This is a genomic window from Amycolatopsis sp. NBC_01480 (assembly GCF_036227205.1).
GTDB lineage: Bacteria > Actinomycetota > Actinomycetes > Mycobacteriales > Pseudonocardiaceae > Amycolatopsis.
The window spans coordinates 4626913-4641699 of the sequence record NZ_CP109442.1; the positions used below are offsets into that span (position 1 = coordinate 4626913).

A 14787-nucleotide genomic window follows, 5' to 3' on the forward strand; every position below is an offset into this window, starting at 1 on the left:
TGATCGCGGTCACCGCGGGAGCCTGGTACCTTTTTTACATCGTTGGAACAACGTTGTAAACAGGCAAATAGTCGCTATGCTTCGTGGTCGCCGGGGTCATGGTCCCCGGCTCCCGAGCAGAGGGGAGTCGGCGTTGGCCGTGACGCTCAAGGACGTCGCCACACTCGCGGGAGTGTCGGTGAAGACCGTGTCCAACGTAGTGAACGGGTACGCGTTCGTGAAGCCCGACAATCGGCGTCGCGTCGAGGAGGCGCTGGCCGTCACGGGCTACCGGCCCAACGTCGGCGCGCGCAACCTGCGGCGCGGGCGCACCGGCTTCCTCGCGCTGATGGTGCCGGAGCTGAGCATCCCGTACTTCGGCGAGCTGGCCGGGCTGGTGATCACCGCGGCGCAGCGGCGCGGCTGGAGCGTGCTGATCGAGCAGACGCAGGGCACGCGCGCGCGGGAACGGGCCACTTTGGACTCACTGGGCCCGCATCTGGTGGACGGCGCGCTGGTGCACCCGGAGGCGCTGGAGGCGGGTGACTTCCCGGACCTGGCCAACGGGATCCCGATGGTGATGCTGGGCGAGCACGCGGTGGACGTGCCGCTCGACCGGGTGGCGATCGACAACGTGGTCGCCGCGCGCACCGCCGTCTCGCACCTGCTTTCGCTCGGCCGGCGGCGGATCGCCGCGATCGGCGTCAACCCGGCCCGAGGCACCGCCTCGCTGCGGCTGGAGGGCTACCGGGCGGCACTGGCCGACGCCGGACTGTCCGTTGTGGACTCCCTGCTCGCCCCGGCGGAGAAGTACCACCGCGCGGTCGGCGCCGCGGCGATGAAGAACCTGCTGGCGCTGAAGGAGCCGCCGGACGCGGTGTTCTGCTTCAACGACCTGCTGGCCGTCGGCGCCCTGCGCGCGGCGGCCGAGCGCGGGCTGAGCGTGCCGGGGGACATCGCGATCGTCGGGTTCGACAACACCGAGGAGAGCGCGTTCAGCCTGCCCTCGCTGACCACGATCGCGCCGGACAAGGCTGCCATCGCGGAGGCGGCCATCGAGCTGATCCACGGCCGGCTGACCACCGGCGCGGACGGCGACCCGCGCGAGATCCAGCCGCCGTTTTCCTTGCAGATCAGGGAAAGCACGGTGGGCGTCCAAGCCGGGACCAGCTTCGCTTGAAGCGCCCCAATGTGGCGTTGGTTGCTCCGGCCCTGCCCCACCACCACCCTCAACGGAGGCGCTCTGCGCCCGGCCTCGATTCCACGCACCGAACGCCACATTGGGGCGCCGTGAACCTGGCGGCGGGCCACCGGCCGGGTGGGCCGCGCAGCGGGATCCCAGCGAGTTCCGGCGTACTGCCGGTTCGCGCTGACGGCTGGTCAGCGCCGCATCCTCGGGTCCTCGGTCGGATCCGCGTACATCGGCGGGCAGCCGTGGTCGATCGCTTCCGGGCGCAGCTCGTAGTGCCACGGTTCGTTGCGGTAGATCTGGCACAGGCCGTACGCCGCGCCGTGTTCGGAGAGCCAGGCGCTGGCGGCCGGGGGACCGACGTCGACGGCGTGGCCGGACACGTGGGCCGAGGTGTCCGGAGTCGCGACCCAGCGGGTGGCTTCGGCCTCGGAGCCGTACGTCGAGATCGCCTCGGTGAACAGCCATTCCTGGTATTCCGGGGAACGCCAGCCGCCGTTGACGAGGAGGTTGACGCCGTCGGCCGCGGCGGCTGTGGCGGCGCGGCGCAGGGCCGTGAGCAGCGCGGGGTCGAGGTTGGCCACGGCCGCGGCACTGTCGTCGAAGGGCGTCACGGGGGTGGGGACGGCGCCGTGGGAGCGCGGCGGACGGGTTCGTGCTGGTTGGAGGTCGGGCATGGCTCCAGTGAAGGCGGCGCGGTGTTGCCGGCGCGTAGCCGCTTTTGGATATGCCGCCGATATACGTCGCCTCGTAGCATCGGAGCATGCGTGTGCTGGTGGTCGAGGACGAGCCCTACCTGGCAGACGCCATCCGCGACGGGTTGCGGCTGGAGGCGATCGCCGCCGACGTCGCCGGGGACGGGCACACCGCGCAGGAGCTGCTGAGCGTCAACGCCTACGACATCGCCGTCCTCGATCGCGACATCCCCGGGCCGTCCGGTGACGAGATCGCGCGGGGCATCGTCGCGTCCGGCAGCGGCCTGCCGATCATCATGCTCACCGCTGCCGACCGGCTCGACGACAAGGCGTCGGGCTTCGAGCTGGGCGCCGACGACTACCTGACCAAGCCGTTCGAACTCCGGGAACTCGTGCTGCGGCTCAGAGCGCTCGACCGCAGGCGCGGCCACAGCCGGCCGCCCGTGCGGGAGATCGCCGGGCTGCGGCTGGACCCGTTCCGCCGCGAGGTCTACCGCGACGGCCGTTACGTCGCGCTCACCCGCAAGCAGTTCGCGGTGCTCGAAGTCCTCGTCGCGGACGAAGGCGGGGTCGTCAGCGCCGAGGAGCTGCTGGAACGGGCGTGGGACGAGAACGCGGACCCGTTCACCAACGCCGTGCGCATCACCGTTTCGGCGCTGCGCAAACGGCTCGGCGAACCCTGGCTCATCGCGACGGTGCCCGGCGTCGGCTACCGCATCGACATCGGAGGCGAAGACCGTGGATAGGCCTTCCGGTTTGAGCGTGCGCCTCAAACTCACCCTCAGCTACGCCGGATTCCTGATGATCGCCGGCGCCGCGCTGCTCACCGCCGTGTGGGTGTTCCTGCTGCGGGTCTTCCCGGCCAGCGTGTTCGTGCCCAACCTCGGCAACATGCTGCGCGCCTTCGACCCGCGCAACTTCGGCCCGGCCGTCTTCGCGCAAGCGGCCGCGTTCGTGTTGGTCTTCCTGCTGGTCTTCGGCCTGGTCGGCGGCTGGATCCTGGCCGGGCGCATGCTCACCCCGCTGACCCGCATCGCCGACGCCGCCCGCCTGGCCGCGAACGGCTCGCTGTCCCACCGGATCCGGCTGCCCGGCCGGCACGACGAGTTCCGCGAACTCGCCGACGCCTTCGACGCGATGCTCGAACGCCTCGAAACGCACGTCGTCGAGCAGCGGCGGTTCGCGGCCAACGCCTCGCACGAGCTGCGCACCCCGCTGGCGATCTCGCAGGCCATGCTCGACGTCGCCCGCAACGATCCCGGCCACGACTCCGGTGAGCTGGTCGAACGCCTGCACACCGTCAACGCCCGGGCGATCGAGCTGACCGAAGCGTTGCTGCTGCTCAGCCGCAGCGACCAGCGATCCTTCACCCGGGAGCCGGTCGACCTGTCGCTCGTCGCGGAAGAGGCTGTCGAGACGCTCCTTCCGTTCGCGGAGAAGCACGGCGTGACCGTCGAGACTTCCGGCGACCTCGCGCTCACCGAAGGCTCACCCGCGCTGCTGCTCCAGCTGACGACGAACCTCGTGCACAACGCCATCGTCCACAACCTCCCCGAGCACGGCAGCGTGCGGATCGAAACCGCCGCGCGCTCCGGGTTCGTCCTGCTGACCGTCGAGAACACCGGCGACCAGCTCAGCCCCGAGCTGGTGTGGACCCTCACCGAACCCTTCCGGCGCGGGACCGGCCGCGTCCGCGGTGATCACGCGGGCGTCGGGCTCGGCCTGGCCATCGCCCGCAGCATCACCCGCGCCCACGACGGGATCTTCGGCCTCACCCCGGTGGCCGGGGGCGGCCTGCGCGTCACGGTGCAGCTGCCCGCCCGGCCACGGTGATCGGGAAGTCGAAGTAGGTGTCCGGGTACGGCTCGTCCTCGAGCGTGTAGTGCCACCACTCGTTTTCGTAGGCGGCAAAACCGCAGGACTCCATGATGGAGCGCAGGTGGTGCCGGTTCCCGGTTTCGGCCGCCCCGATGCCCGGTGCGCCATGGTGGGAGATCGAGTCCATCAGGTCGTGGTCGCCGCCCATGGCCACGAGTTCGCCGGACGCCAGGTGATAAAGCGTCAGGTCGACTGTGCTGCCCCGGCTGTGGCCCGACTTGACCGCCACGTAACCCAGCTCGAACATGTCGGCCCGCTCGATGTTCGGGTAGTGCCGCGGCTTCGTCCGGCCGTCGTCGCGCTCCTTCGACCAGCGCACGAATCGGTCGACGGCGCGCTGCGGCCGGTAGCCGTCCCACAGGACCAAGCCGAAGCCGAGCGAGGCGGCCTTCTCGTGCGCGTTCTCCAGGGCCGCGCACAAAGCCGTCGTGCCGAGGATGCGGTTGACCAGGTACCCGTCCACGGGCTTGCCGGTGAAGTTGTCCCAGGTGGCGTACTTGGCGTCCCAGCGAATTCCGGGCACCACCTCGTCGACGAAGCGGAATCCCTTGTTCACTGGACTTTTCCCGTCAACGCCAGCGAAACGGCCCGGTCGAGCACGTCGGCGAACGACAGCCCCGCGGCCGCCATCATCCTCGGGTAACGGCTGTAGCGGGTCAGGCCGGGAAAAGTGTTGACCTCGTTGAGAAGCACGGTGCCGTCCTCCTTCAGGAACATGTCCACCCGGGCCAGGCCGCGGCAGCCGAGCGCGCGGTAGATCGCCTTCGCCGTGTCCTGCACCAGCTCGCGCGTGGCCGCCGGGAGGTCGGCGGGCACGGTCACCGTCGAGTTCTCGGAGCCGCTTTCCGGGTCGACTTCCTGGTGGATCCGGAAGAACCCGTGGGACAGCGTGATCTGGTCCACCTCGCCGACGATCAGGTCCAGGTCGTTCCCCAGCACCGCGCACCCGACCTCACTGCCGACGACCGCGTTTTCGACCAGCACCTTCGAGTCGTACTTCCGCGCGGCCTCGACCGCACTCGCCAGCTCTTCCGGGCCGGACACCTTGCTGACGCCGAAGGACGAACCCGAGCGGGCCGGCTTCACGAACACGGGATAGTCCAGGTCGGCGTCCAGGGTCTCGTCCGTCACCACCCGGCAGACCGGCGTCGCGACCCCCGCGCTCGCGACGACGGTGTAAGCCAGGGATTTGTCGATGCAGAGCGCGGAACTGGGCACGTCGCAGCCGACGTACGGGATGCCGGACAGCTCCAGCAACCCTTGCATCGCACCGTCTTCCCCGTGCCGGCCATGCAGAACCGGCAGCACGACATCCAGGCTGATCACCTCACGGCGCCCGTCCGCCAGCACGTGCAGCCCGGGCGTGCTCCGGTCCGGTGACAGGGTGACAGGACGGTGCTCGCCCGTTTCCCAGCCTTCGCCGGGGCCGTCGCACAGCCGCCAGGCGCCGCCTTGGGTGATCCCGATCCAGAACGGCTCGTACTTTTCGGTGTCGAGGTTCCGGGCCACCTCTTGCGCGGACTTGACCGACACCGGGTGCTCTTCGGACGTGCCCCCGAAAATGATTCCGACCTTCACCTTGTTCACGCCGTGTCCCCGCTTTCGAATTTCAGGCAATTGATCAGGCTGTTTTCGACGATGTCGCTCAGCGCGTGGTCCGTGTAATAGGCGGTGTGCGGGCTGATCAGCACGTTGGGCATTCGCTGCAATCGCGGCAATGTTTCACTCTCGCTGAGCTTGCCGCGGCAATCGGCGTAGAAGACACCTTCCTCGCCTTCGAGGACGTCCAGCGCCGCGCCGCCCAGCCGGCCGCTTTCCAGCGCGGCGAGCAGGGCCCCGGTGTCGATCAACGCGCCCCGCCCGGTGTTGACGACCACCGCGCCGTCCTTCAGCCGCGCGATCCGCGACCGGTCCAGCAGGTGGTGGGTGCCCTCGTCGAGCGGCGTGTGCAGGGTGACGATGTCGCTCAGTTGCAGCAGGTCGTCGAGGGGCAGGTAGTCGGCCGAACTCCGTGGACGCCGGTCGTAGGCCAGCACGGCACACCCGAATCCCCGCAGCCGGTCGATCACCGCCGCGCCGATCCGGCCCGTGCCGATCACCCCGACGGTCAGGTCGCGCAGTTCTTTCCCCCGGGCCGCGGGCAGCCGGTAGTCGTGCGCCTCGGCGCGGCTGAGGGTGGTTTTGGTGTTTCGCACCGACATCAACATCAGCATCACGGTGTAATCGGCGACGCTGTCCGGCGAATACGCGACGCCTTCGACGGAAATGCCGACGCTGCGCGCGTAGTCCCCGTCGATGTGGTCGTAACCGACACTCCGCGTCGAGACGTACCGAACGCCGGCCCGGCTGAGCGCGAGCAGCGCGGAATTCGTGACCCGCGTTTTGTGCCCGACGCTGACGCATCGGTTCCCGGCGGCCAGGCCGGCGTTCGCTTCCCCCAGCGTTTCCGCGGTGATCACCAGCCGCAGGCCCCAGCGCGCCGCCACTTCCCGGAACAACGCGGCCTCGTCCGGCTCGCAGCCGTACACCGTGACCCCGGTCGACGGCACCGCCGCGGCGGGCGCCCCTGCTCGCACCGCTTCGCTGTACCTCATGCCCGCCAGTCAACGTATGCCCACGTTGCCGGCCCGTATCGACTTTCCGATACGCCCGCGATATGTGCTGCGCTGCGGCGGTCAGCCGTTCTGCAGGACGAAGAACAGGAAGCTCGGCGCCGTGGTGAGCGGCCGGTATTCCTCGGGGAACAACTCGCGGGCGTCAGCCGAGGGCTGCGGTTCGCTGAGGACGGCGATGCGGAAGCCGGCCGCGGTGAAGGCGTCGGTCATCGCGTGCAGCGGCCGGTTCCAGAAGCTCATCCGCGCGGTCTGCCCGCCCATGGTCCACTCTTCGGACCAGTGGTAGGTCTCGAAATAGTTGGTCCGGCCGGCCGCCAGGCCATGCATGAGGTGGATGGCGAAGGGATGGTCGACCGAGGCGATGAGCCGCCCGCCCGGCCTCAGCACGCGTCGCAGTTCGGTGAGGGTCGGGCCCCAATCCTCGAGGTAGTGCAACACCAGTGACGCGACGACGTCATCGAACGCGCCATCGGGGAAGGGCAGCGGGTCGGCCAGATCGGCGACCCGCAGGTCCGTGTCGGTGCCGAGCCGACGGCGGGCCAGTTCCAGCATTCCGGCGCTGGCGTCGACGCCGGTCACGACGGCACCGCGATCACGCAGCGCCGCGAACAGGGGGCCCGAGCCGCAGCCGGCGTCGAGGATTCGCCGGCCGGTCACGTCCCCGGCGAGGTCCAGGATCGCGGGCCGCTCGTAGTGGGCGTTCTGGAGGTTGGTCTCGTTCTCCGCGGAGTACGCCTCGGCGAAGCTGTTGTAGTCGTTCGAGGGGACCTGGTCAGCAAGGGCGTCGTTCTCGGGAATCGGAGTCACCCAGCCGATCCTGGCACGCCGGGACTCACCGTTTCGGCCAATGCCAGGACGGTTGGTCCAGCCGGCCCTGTCCTTCGAGGACGGTGGCGCCGAACTCCTTGGCCAGCTCCAGCGTGGTGACGTCCGGGGCGATCGTCTCCAGGGCGTGGACCAGCGGGCGAGCGTGGGAGATGACCACCAGCTGCGTGGTCTTCGCGGCGCGGGTGATCAGGGCCGCGAGCGCGGGCAGCAGGTCCGGGTGCAGGCTGGTCTCGGTTTCGTTCAGCACCAGCAGTTCCGGCGGGCGCGGGCTGAGCAGGGCGGCCACCCACAGCAGGTAGCGCAGGGTGCCGTCGGACAGCTCGGGCGCGCTCAGCGGACGCAGCAGGCCGTGCTGGTGGAAGCCCAGCTCCAGCCGTCCGCCGACGGAGTCGACCACCAGCTTCGAGCGGGGGAAGGCGTCGTCGACGGCGGTGGCCAGGCCGGCTCGGTCGCCGACTTCGAGGATCGTCTGCAGCGTGGCCGCGAGGTCGGCGCCGTCGTGGTGCAGCACGGGGGTTCGGGTGCCGATGCGCGACCGCCGCGCGGGCGCGCCCGGGTCGGTGCGGAACTGGTCGTAGAAGCGCCACGAACGGATCCGCTCGCGCAGCAGCAACAGCTCCGGCGCGGCCCGCGGATCGGCGAACTCGCTCAGCATGCTGTCGGTCAGCCCGATCCGGTGGCTCTCGCCGGACCATGCGCCCGTCTCGTCGCGGGTGCGGACCACCGGGCCGGCCCGGTCGGCGAGCAGCGTCGCCGGACGCAATACCGGACCGCTCCACAGGCACTCGCGCTTGAACTCCGGGTCGAGGTCGAACAGGCTGCCCAACGGCGCCGGCATGCCCAGGTCCAGCGCGTACCCGAACTCGTCGCCGGAGAAGCCGAGGCGCAGCGCGAGCGGCTTCGTCCGGCGCGTGCCCTGCACCGGCGCGCGGCCTTCGCGCACGGCTCGGCCCACCGACTCGGGCCCGGCCCACAGCGTCGAGGGCAGCCCGCCTTCCCGCGCGAGCGCGGCGACCGCCCCGTTTCGCGCGGCATCGGCCAGCAGCCGCAATGCGCGGTACAGGCTCGATTTCCCGCTCCCGTTCGCCCCGGTCACCACGGTGAGCCGGGACAGCGGCAGCACCAGGTTCCGCAGCGATCGGTAGTTCTCGACGGCCAGCGTGGTCAACACCCGTCCGACGCTAGCGGGACCCACCGACAAGATCGGATTCGTCGCCAGGCCGATAACGATCGTGACTACCTTCGACGCCGGTCCATGCGCCTTCACCTGGGCATCTCACCGTCGGTCGCGGGAAATAATTCTGCCCGTGTTCACGGCCGGTGGACTCGGCGGCTCATTCATCGGATCTTTGTGCACGACGTAGTCCGAGGCGCAAAGGAGCGGCCATGGTGATCAGGCCAACATCGGGCAGAGCCAGGAGGCGGACGCCCGGCGTCCTCGCCGCCGCGGCGCTGCTGCTGCCGGTGATGCTGTCGGCGAGCCAGGTCCCGGCCGCCTCGGCGGACCCCGCCCCGGCCCCAGCGGCCCAGCCGGCTCAACTGGCCCAGAAGCCGTACATGGGCTGGAGCAGCTGGAGCCTCGAATCGACGAAGAACCCGGGCGTCATCCCGTCCGGGGAAGCCTGGCTGACCGAGAAGAACGTGGTGCAGCAGGCCGACATCCTGGCCTCGAAGTTCAAGCAGCACGGCTACGACCACGTGAACCTCGACGCGGGCTGGCTCGGCTCCTTCGACCAGTACGCCCGCCCGGTCGTCGACGCCGCGAAGTTCCCCCACGGCATGAAGTACATCGCCGACTACGTGCACGGGAAGGGCCTGAAACTCGGCTCCTACCTCGCGGTCGGCCTCGACATGAAGGCCTACAACGGCGGCAATTCCCCGATTTTCGGCACCACCGACTGCCACACCCGCGACCTGGTCTACCCCGATCTGCGCCAGACCAGCGGCTGGGACAACCAGTCGTACCAGATCGACTTCGCCACCCCGTGCGCCCAGGCGTACATCCAGTCCGAGGCGGACCAGCTCGCGAGCTGGGGCGTGGACTTCCTGAAGCTGGACGGCGTCGGCCCCGGCTCGTTCCGCGGCGGCCCGCAGTACGACAACACCGCCGACGTGCGGGCGTGGTCCGCGGCGCTGAAGAAGACCGGGCGGCCGATCGAGTTCATCCTGTCCTGGTCGCTGAGCCACGAGCGGATGGACGTGTGGAAGCCGAACGCCGACGGCTGGCGCATCGACACCGACGTCGAGTGCTACTGCGACACCCTGGTCACCTGGAACAATTCGGTGAAGGGCCGCTGGAACGACGTCGTCCAGTACATCCCCGACGCCGGCCCGGGCAACTGGAACAACCTCGACTCCCTCGACGTCGGCAGCGGCAAAATGGACGGCATCACCGAGGCCGAGCGGCAGAGCTACATGACGTTGTGGGCCATCGAATCCGCGCCGCTGTACCTCGGTGACGACCTGACCCAGCTCGACGACTACGGCGTCAAGCTGCTCACCAACGACGAGGTCATCGCCGTCGACCAGGCCGGGGTGCCGGCCAAGCCGGTGAGCCAGACGGGCGACCAGCAGGTCTGGTACACCCGCAACGCCGACGGCAGTTACACCGTGGCGCTGTTCAACCTCGGTTCGGCGCCGGCGAAGGTGACCGCGGACTTCGGCGACTTCGGCCTCACCGGCCCGGCCAAGGCGCGTGACCTGTGGAGCCACCAGGAATTGGGGCTGCAGAACGGTTCCTTCAGCGCCACCCTGCCGGTGCACGGCTCGAAGCTGCTGCGTCTCGCGCCGCTGAACCCGACGCAGATCCCGGCGCCGGCCGTCGTCCACGGCACCGCTTCGACGCCGTCCGGCATCTCGCTGGCCTGGGACGGTTCGGGGAGCAAAGCCACCGGTTACGACGTGTTCTCCGGTGGCCGGAAGGTCGCCTCGGCCACTGGCACGAGCACGACGGTGAGCGGCCTCAAGCCCTCGACGTCGTACGGCTTCACGGTGGTGGCGCGTGACCGGTTCGGCCGCAGCTCGGCGCCGAGCACCGCGGTGTCGTACGTGACACCGAGTGCGAGCGGGCCGGTGGTCTACGAGGCCGAGGCAGGCAGCCCCGGCGGCGGCGCGAGCGTCTCCGACTGCACGTGTTCGGGCGGCAAGAAGGTCGGCAACGTCGGCGGCAGCGGACTGCTGACGTTGAACAACATCAAGGCGGACAAGGAAGGCACCTACCTGGTCCGGCTGGGCTACGTCGACGGCGACACCAGCCGCACGGCCGTGGTCACGGTCAATGGCAGCTCGTTCAAGCTGCCGGTGCCGGGCACGAACGACAGCGACTGGAGCACCGCCCGGACCATCACGGTGCCGGTGTACCTGATGGCCGGGAACAACCAGGTCATCTTCGGCAACCCCAGCGAGAGCTCGTTCGACGTCGACCAGATCACCGTGTAGCGCGGGATGCCCTGAAGGCCACCATGAGGGACTCCGATGCCCTCATGGTGGCCTTCAGAGCCTTGGTTCACCTCAGTGGGCCAGAACCGGCAGCTCCTCGTAGATGCGCTGCTGCGGCGCTGCCGAGTTGACGCGCAAACCGTTGGCCCACAGGGAGTTCACGCGGGAGCGCTCCTGCGAGTTCGGCAGCGCGTTGGTGCACGACGGGCCGGGGCCGCCGCCCGACATCAGCTCCGAGCACGGGCCCGAGTAGTGGTCGGGCAGCCCGAGCACGTGGCCGGTCTCGTGCGCGGTGATGCGGGTGTTGTTGTACTGCTGCGCCTGGGTGTAGTCGATGAAGATGGTGCCGCTGCCGTGGCCGTCCGTCTGGGCGTACGAGCCCCGCGGGTCGTTGCCCTCGGTGTAGCGCAGCGACGCGCCCGAGGACCGTTCGACCAGCTTCACGTTCGTCACGGAGTTGTTCCAGTTGGCCGCGCCCGCGTTGATGGCGGCGCGGAAGGTCGGGGCACCGGAGGTGCTGTAGTACACCGTGGTGACCGCGGCGGCCTGCTGGCCCGTGCCCGGCGCGGCGGTGGCCGTGCCGGAGATCAGCGGGGCGGCGGCGACGGCCAGTGCGATCGCGCCGGACAGCAGAAACTTCCTCGACATCGGAAAGCTCCTCAGGGGAAAGGGGAGGGAGATTTGCCTGATTTGCGCGCGCTGGGCCAAATCTAGGCAGTTTCTTCCCCTTTGTGACCCGACTTTCGTTCCGTCCGGTAACTGGTGATTTACCAACACCTTCCCCGGGTTGACATGCTCACTCGTGCATGAGTCAGCCGACCGGCTCGGCCAGTGGCCGGTCGAAGTGGTGCACCCAGGTCTCGACCAGGCGCAGGTCGGCGCGTTCGAGCGCGGCACCGCAGTGGTCGCAGGCCTGGCCGGGGCGCGTTGAATGCCCGCACGGCGTGTGCACCAGCCGCATCGGCTCCGAGGCGGCGGGCGATGACGTGTGTGCGTCGCCCCAGGCCGCGATCGCGTGCAGGATCGGCAGGGTGTCGGCGCCCGCTGGGGTGAGCCGGTACTCGGCGCGGGTCCGGCCGCCGTCGCGGTACGGCACGCGGGTGAACAGGCCGGTTTCGACCATTCGGGCCAGCCGTGCCGAAAGCACGTTGTCCGCGATGCCCAGGTGCTCGCGGAACTGCTCGAATCGCGTGATGCCCGCGTGGGCGTCGCGCAGGAGCAGCAGCGTCCACGGCTCGCCGAGCACGTCGGCGCCGCGGGCGGTGGGACAGGGCGTGCCCGTCCAGTCGCTTCGACGGCCCATCGGATCTCCTTCGCCTGCTGACTTGCTTAAAGCAAGCTTACGTCGTACCGTCGGCGCTGGCTAGCTTGCTATCAAAAAGTCAGAGGAGTTCATCATGCAGATCAAGGGATCGGTCGCTTTGGTCACCGGGGCGAACCGCGGGCTGGGCCGCCGCTTCGCCGCGCAGCTGCTGGAACGGGGCGCCGCGAAGGTGTACGCCGCCGCGCGTAATCCGGAGTCCATCGACCTGCCGGGCGTGGTGCCGATCAAGCTCGACATCACCGACCCCGCGTCGGTGCGCGCCGCGGCCGAGCTGGCCGGCGACGTCACGCTGCTGGTCAACAACGCGGGCTCGTCCACCGGCGCGTCGTTCCTCGGCGGCTCGGTCGAGGACGCCCGCCTCGAGATGGACACCCACTACTTCGGCACCCTGGTGATGGCGCGCGAGTTCGCGCCGGTGCTCGAGCGCAACGGCGGCGGCGCGATCCTGAACGTGCTGTCGGTGCTCTCGTGGTTCACCGCGCCGCCCGTGGCCGCGTACTCCGCCGCGAAGGCCGCGGGGCTCCAGCTCACCAACGGCCTGCGCATCGAGCTCAAGGGCCAGGGCACGCAGGTCACGGCGCTGCACGTCGGTTACATGGACACCGACATGGCCGCCCACGTCGACGGTCCGAAGGCCGATCCGGCCGAGGTCGCCGCCCAGGCATTGGACGGGGTCGAGAAGGGTGAGTTCGAGGTCGTCGCGGACGAAGTGAGCCGACGCGTGCGCGCCGGTCTGTCGGGCGGCATCGCCGGACAGTACCCGCAGCTGGTGTCGTAACGGTTGGCCGCACCCGGCGGGCCTGGCCCGCGGCCGCGCCGGGTAAGCGGTAAGAATGGGGGCGTGTCGGAAGAGGTCGAGGTCAGCGCCCCGCGCACGCGCAACCGGTGGGGCGAGGGCGACCGGCTGCGCGGGGAAATCCTCGACGCGGCCAGTCGCCTGCTGTCCGAGCTCGGCGGTGAAGACGGCCTGACCATCCGCGGTGTCGCGCGCGCTGTCGGCATCGCGCCCGCGAGCATCTACCAGCACTTCACCGACCGGTCCGCGCTCGTCGAAGGGTTGCTGGACTACGAGTTCTCCCGGCTGCGCGCCGAAATGGAGGCCGCCGAAGCGAGCGAAGACCCGGACGACGTCGTCGGCCGGGTCCGCGCGCTGGTCCACGCCTACTGCCAGTTCGCCATGGACAACCCCGGTCACTACCGGCTGATGACGGCCGTCGGTGCCACCCGGTCTTCGATCGAGGCGCGGCCGACGGCCTCGCTGCCGGGTGTCGTCGACCTGCTGTCGGCCGGGTTCGCGCGCTGCGACGCCGCCGGGCACCCGCTGCGGGTGCCGGCCGACCGCGCCGGCGTGATCGCGTTCGTCGGCGCGCACGGCCGCGTCGCGCTGTTCCACAACTCCCCGCGGCGCGCGACGGCGGACACCGTGCTGCCGTTCGTCGACGAGCTCGTCTCGCTCGTTTTCGCCTGAGCCAGGGCGTTTTCTCCGGTTTCACCCCACCTGCTCTCGGCCGTAATGGTGATCTAGGTCGCGAGGGTGGCGAACTCTCCACCAGATTGCCTAACATGTGTTCAGTAAGTGTCCGAACAATCGTTTGGTGACTCTGTGTAGGAGGCATGAATGTCGGAGGCCCTGTCCGACGCGCCCGAGTTCCCGATGGCGCGAGGGCGCAGCCCATTCGACCCGCCGCCGGAGCTCGACCGCCGGTTGCACGACGAACCGGTGTCCCGGGTGAAGATCTGGGACGGCAGTGAGCCGTGGCTGTTCACCCGCTACGAAGACGTCCGGGCGATGCTCGCCGACGCGCGGGTCAGCGCCGACACGGAGCTGCCCGGCTACCCGCCCCAGACGGCCGGCATCCGGGCCCGCCGCAAGCGCGCCAAGTCGTTCATCACCATGGACGAGCCGGAGCACGGCGCCCAGCGCCGGCTGCTGACCGGCGACTTCATGGTGAAGAAGGTGGAGCGGCTGCGGCCGCGCATCCAGAAGATCGTCGACGACCTGATCGACGACATGCTGGCCGGCCCGAAGCCCGTCGACCTGGTGCAGGCCTTCGCATTGCCGGTGCCGTCGCTGGTGATCTGCGAGCTGCTCGGCGTGCCGTACGAGGACCGCGCGCTCTTCCACCGGATCAGCAAGATCCTGGTCTCCCGCGACGCGACGCCGGCGGAATCGGTGGCCGCGCTGGAGGAACTGCTCGCGTACCTCGGCGGGCTGGTCAAGAAGAAGCTGACCGACCCGGGTGACGACGTGCTGAGCAAGCTCGCGACCGAGCAGGTGGCGACCGGCGCGATGACCGTCGAGGACGTCGCGGCGATGGGGCAGCTGCTCCTGGTCGCGGGGCACGAGACCACGGCCAACATGATCACGCTCGGCACCACGGCGCTGCTGGAGCACCCGGACCAGCTGGACCTGGTCCGCGACGGCGACACCGCGCTGATCGCCAACGCCGTGGAGGAGCTGCTGCGCTACCTCACCATCGTCCACACCGGACGGCGGCGCGTGGCGCTGGAGGACATGGAGATCGGCGGCCAGACGGTCCGCAAGGGCGAGGGCCTGATCGGCGCCTCGGACATCGCGAACCGCGACGCCGGCGCGTTCCCGGACCCGGACAAGCTCGACGTCACCCGTAAGGCCCGCCACCACGTGGCGTTCGGCTACGGCGTGCACCAGTGCCTGGGCCAGCCGCTGGCCCGGGTCGAGCTGCAAGTCGTGTACAGCACGCTGTACCGCCGCATTCCGACGCTGAAGCTCGCCGCGCCGGTCGAAGACCTGAAGTTCAAGCACGACATGGTCGTCTACGGGGTGCACGAGCTCCCCGTGACCTGGTGATCGGTTCGGGA

At 69.7% G+C, this 14787-nt stretch carries 15 protein-coding genes; 7 read left to right on the forward strand and 8 right to left on the reverse strand.

Annotated elements, in window-relative coordinates:
* Positions 1-133 precede the first annotated feature (133 nt).
* Complete coding sequence (locus OG371_RS22240) at positions 134-1159, forward strand: LacI family DNA-binding transcriptional regulator (RefSeq protein ID WP_329072153.1); 1026 nt, start codon at positions 134-136, stop codon at positions 1157-1159.
* A 200-nt stretch (positions 1160-1359) separates the two neighbouring features.
* Here the strand turns inward: OG371_RS22240 and OG371_RS22245 are convergent, their stop codons facing one another.
* Entirely contained in the window at positions 1360-1845 is a 486-nt protein-coding gene (locus OG371_RS22245) for a M15 family metallopeptidase (protein WP_329072155.1), read from the reverse strand.
* An 86-nt stretch (positions 1846-1931) separates the two neighbouring features.
* On the opposite strand from OG371_RS22245, the gene OG371_RS22250 reads away from it, so the two are divergent.
* Together OG371_RS22250 and OG371_RS22255 are read left to right on the forward strand one after the other, a co-directional pair.
* A complete protein-coding gene (locus OG371_RS22250) occupies positions 1932-2609 on the forward strand; it encodes a response regulator transcription factor (RefSeq protein WP_329072157.1) in 678 nt (225 codons plus the stop codon).
* Positions 2610-2619: 10 nt separating this feature from the next.
* Positions 2620-3696, forward strand: coding sequence for a sensor histidine kinase (locus tag OG371_RS22255; RefSeq protein ID WP_442876131.1), 1077 nt, complete (start codon positions 2620-2622; stop codon positions 3694-3696).
* Here the strand turns inward: OG371_RS22255 and vanX are convergent.
* From vanX to OG371_RS22280, 5 genes are all read right to left on the reverse strand, one after another.
* The gene (vanX, locus tag OG371_RS22260) at positions 3665-4297 is read right to left on the reverse strand and encodes a D-Ala-D-Ala dipeptidase VanX (protein ID WP_329072161.1); all 633 of its coding nucleotides are present in this window, start codon (positions 4295-4297) and stop codon (positions 3665-3667) included. The genes OG371_RS22255 and vanX overlap by 32 nt on opposite strands.
* The gene (gene vanA, locus OG371_RS22265) at positions 4294-5328 is read right to left on the reverse strand and encodes a D-alanine--(R)-lactate ligase (protein WP_329072163.1); all 1035 of its coding nucleotides are present in this window, start codon (positions 5326-5328) and stop codon (positions 4294-4296) included. The genes vanX and vanA overlap by 4 nt, the downstream gene beginning before the upstream one ends.
* Positions 5325-6335: a D-isomer specific 2-hydroxyacid dehydrogenase family protein gene (locus OG371_RS22270; protein ID WP_329072165.1), complete on the reverse strand. Its 1011-nt coding sequence runs from the start codon at positions 6333-6335 to the stop codon at positions 5325-5327. The genes vanA and OG371_RS22270 overlap by 4 nt, the downstream gene beginning before the upstream one ends.
* 81 nt (positions 6336-6416) lie before the next feature.
* Complete coding sequence (locus tag OG371_RS22275) at positions 6417-7163, reverse strand: class I SAM-dependent methyltransferase (protein ID WP_329072168.1); 747 nt, start codon at positions 7161-7163, stop codon at positions 6417-6419.
* 25 nt (positions 7164-7188) lie between these two features.
* Positions 7189-8355 carry an AAA family ATPase gene (locus tag OG371_RS22280; protein ID WP_329072170.1) on the reverse strand — a complete coding sequence of 389 codons (1167 nt, stop codon included), beginning with the start codon at positions 8353-8355 and terminating at the stop codon, positions 7189-7191.
* Between the two features lie 215 nt (positions 8356-8570).
* Between OG371_RS22280 and OG371_RS22285 the strand changes: the two genes are divergently transcribed.
* On the forward strand, positions 8571-10622 hold the full coding sequence (locus OG371_RS22285) for a fibronectin type III domain-containing protein (RefSeq protein ID WP_329072172.1): 2052 nt from the start codon (positions 8571-8573) through the stop codon (positions 10620-10622).
* A 72-nt stretch (positions 10623-10694) separates the two neighbouring features.
* On the opposite strand, the gene OG371_RS22290 is transcribed toward OG371_RS22285, so the two are convergent.
* Positions 10695-11270 (reverse strand): snapalysin family zinc-dependent metalloprotease, encoded by a 576-nt coding sequence (locus tag OG371_RS22290; protein WP_329072174.1) that lies wholly within the window; start codon positions 11268-11270, stop codon positions 10695-10697.
* Between the two features lie 163 nt (positions 11271-11433).
* Positions 11434-11925: a winged helix-turn-helix transcriptional regulator gene (locus OG371_RS22295; protein ID WP_329072176.1), complete on the reverse strand. Its 492-nt coding sequence runs from the start codon at positions 11923-11925 to the stop codon at positions 11434-11436.
* Between the two features lie 94 nt (positions 11926-12019).
* Here OG371_RS22295 and OG371_RS22300 point away from each other — a divergent pair, with 94 nt between their 5' ends.
* From OG371_RS22300 to OG371_RS22310, 3 genes are all read left to right on the forward strand, one after another.
* Positions 12020-12724, forward strand: coding sequence for an SDR family oxidoreductase (locus OG371_RS22300; RefSeq protein ID WP_329072178.1), 705 nt, complete (start codon positions 12020-12022; stop codon positions 12722-12724).
* A 63-nt stretch (positions 12725-12787) separates the two neighbouring features.
* Positions 12788-13414: a TetR/AcrR family transcriptional regulator gene (locus OG371_RS22305; protein WP_329072180.1), complete on the forward strand. Its 627-nt coding sequence runs from the start codon at positions 12788-12790 to the stop codon at positions 13412-13414.
* 150 nt (positions 13415-13564) lie between these two features.
* Positions 13565-14776 (forward strand): cytochrome P450, encoded by a 1212-nt coding sequence (locus OG371_RS22310; RefSeq protein WP_329072182.1) that lies wholly within the window; start codon positions 13565-13567, stop codon positions 14774-14776.
* The last annotated feature ends 11 nt before the right edge of the window (positions 14777-14787 follow it).

Excerpts from the sequence above, each read along its gene's own strand:
- OG371_RS22300 (WP_329072178.1), top strand. The coding sequence starts at position 12,020 with ATGCAGATCAAGGGATCGGTCGCTTTGGTCACCGGGGCGAACCGCGGG.
- OG371_RS22310 (WP_329072182.1), top strand. The coding sequence starts at position 13,565 with ATGTCGGAGGCCCTGTCCGACGCGCCCGAGTTCCCGATGGCGCGAGGG.
- OG371_RS22250 (WP_329072157.1), top strand. The coding sequence starts at position 1,932 with ATGCGTGTGCTGGTGGTCGAGGACGAGCCCTACCTGGCAGACGCCATC.
- OG371_RS22270 (WP_329072165.1), bottom strand. The coding sequence starts at position 6,335 with ATGAGGTACAGCGAAGCGGTGCGAGCAGGGGCGCCCGCCGCGGCGGTG.
- OG371_RS22245 (WP_329072155.1), bottom strand. The coding sequence starts at position 1,845 with ATGCCCGACCTCCAACCAGCACGAACCCGTCCGCCGCGCTCCCACGGC.
- OG371_RS22295 (WP_329072176.1), bottom strand. The coding sequence starts at position 11,925 with ATGGGCCGTCGAAGCGACTGGACGGGCACGCCCTGTCCCACCGCCCGC.
- OG371_RS22290 (WP_329072174.1), bottom strand. The coding sequence starts at position 11,270 with ATGTCGAGGAAGTTTCTGCTGTCCGGCGCGATCGCACTGGCCGTCGCC.
- OG371_RS22285 (WP_329072172.1), top strand. The coding sequence starts at position 8,571 with ATGGTGATCAGGCCAACATCGGGCAGAGCCAGGAGGCGGACGCCCGGC.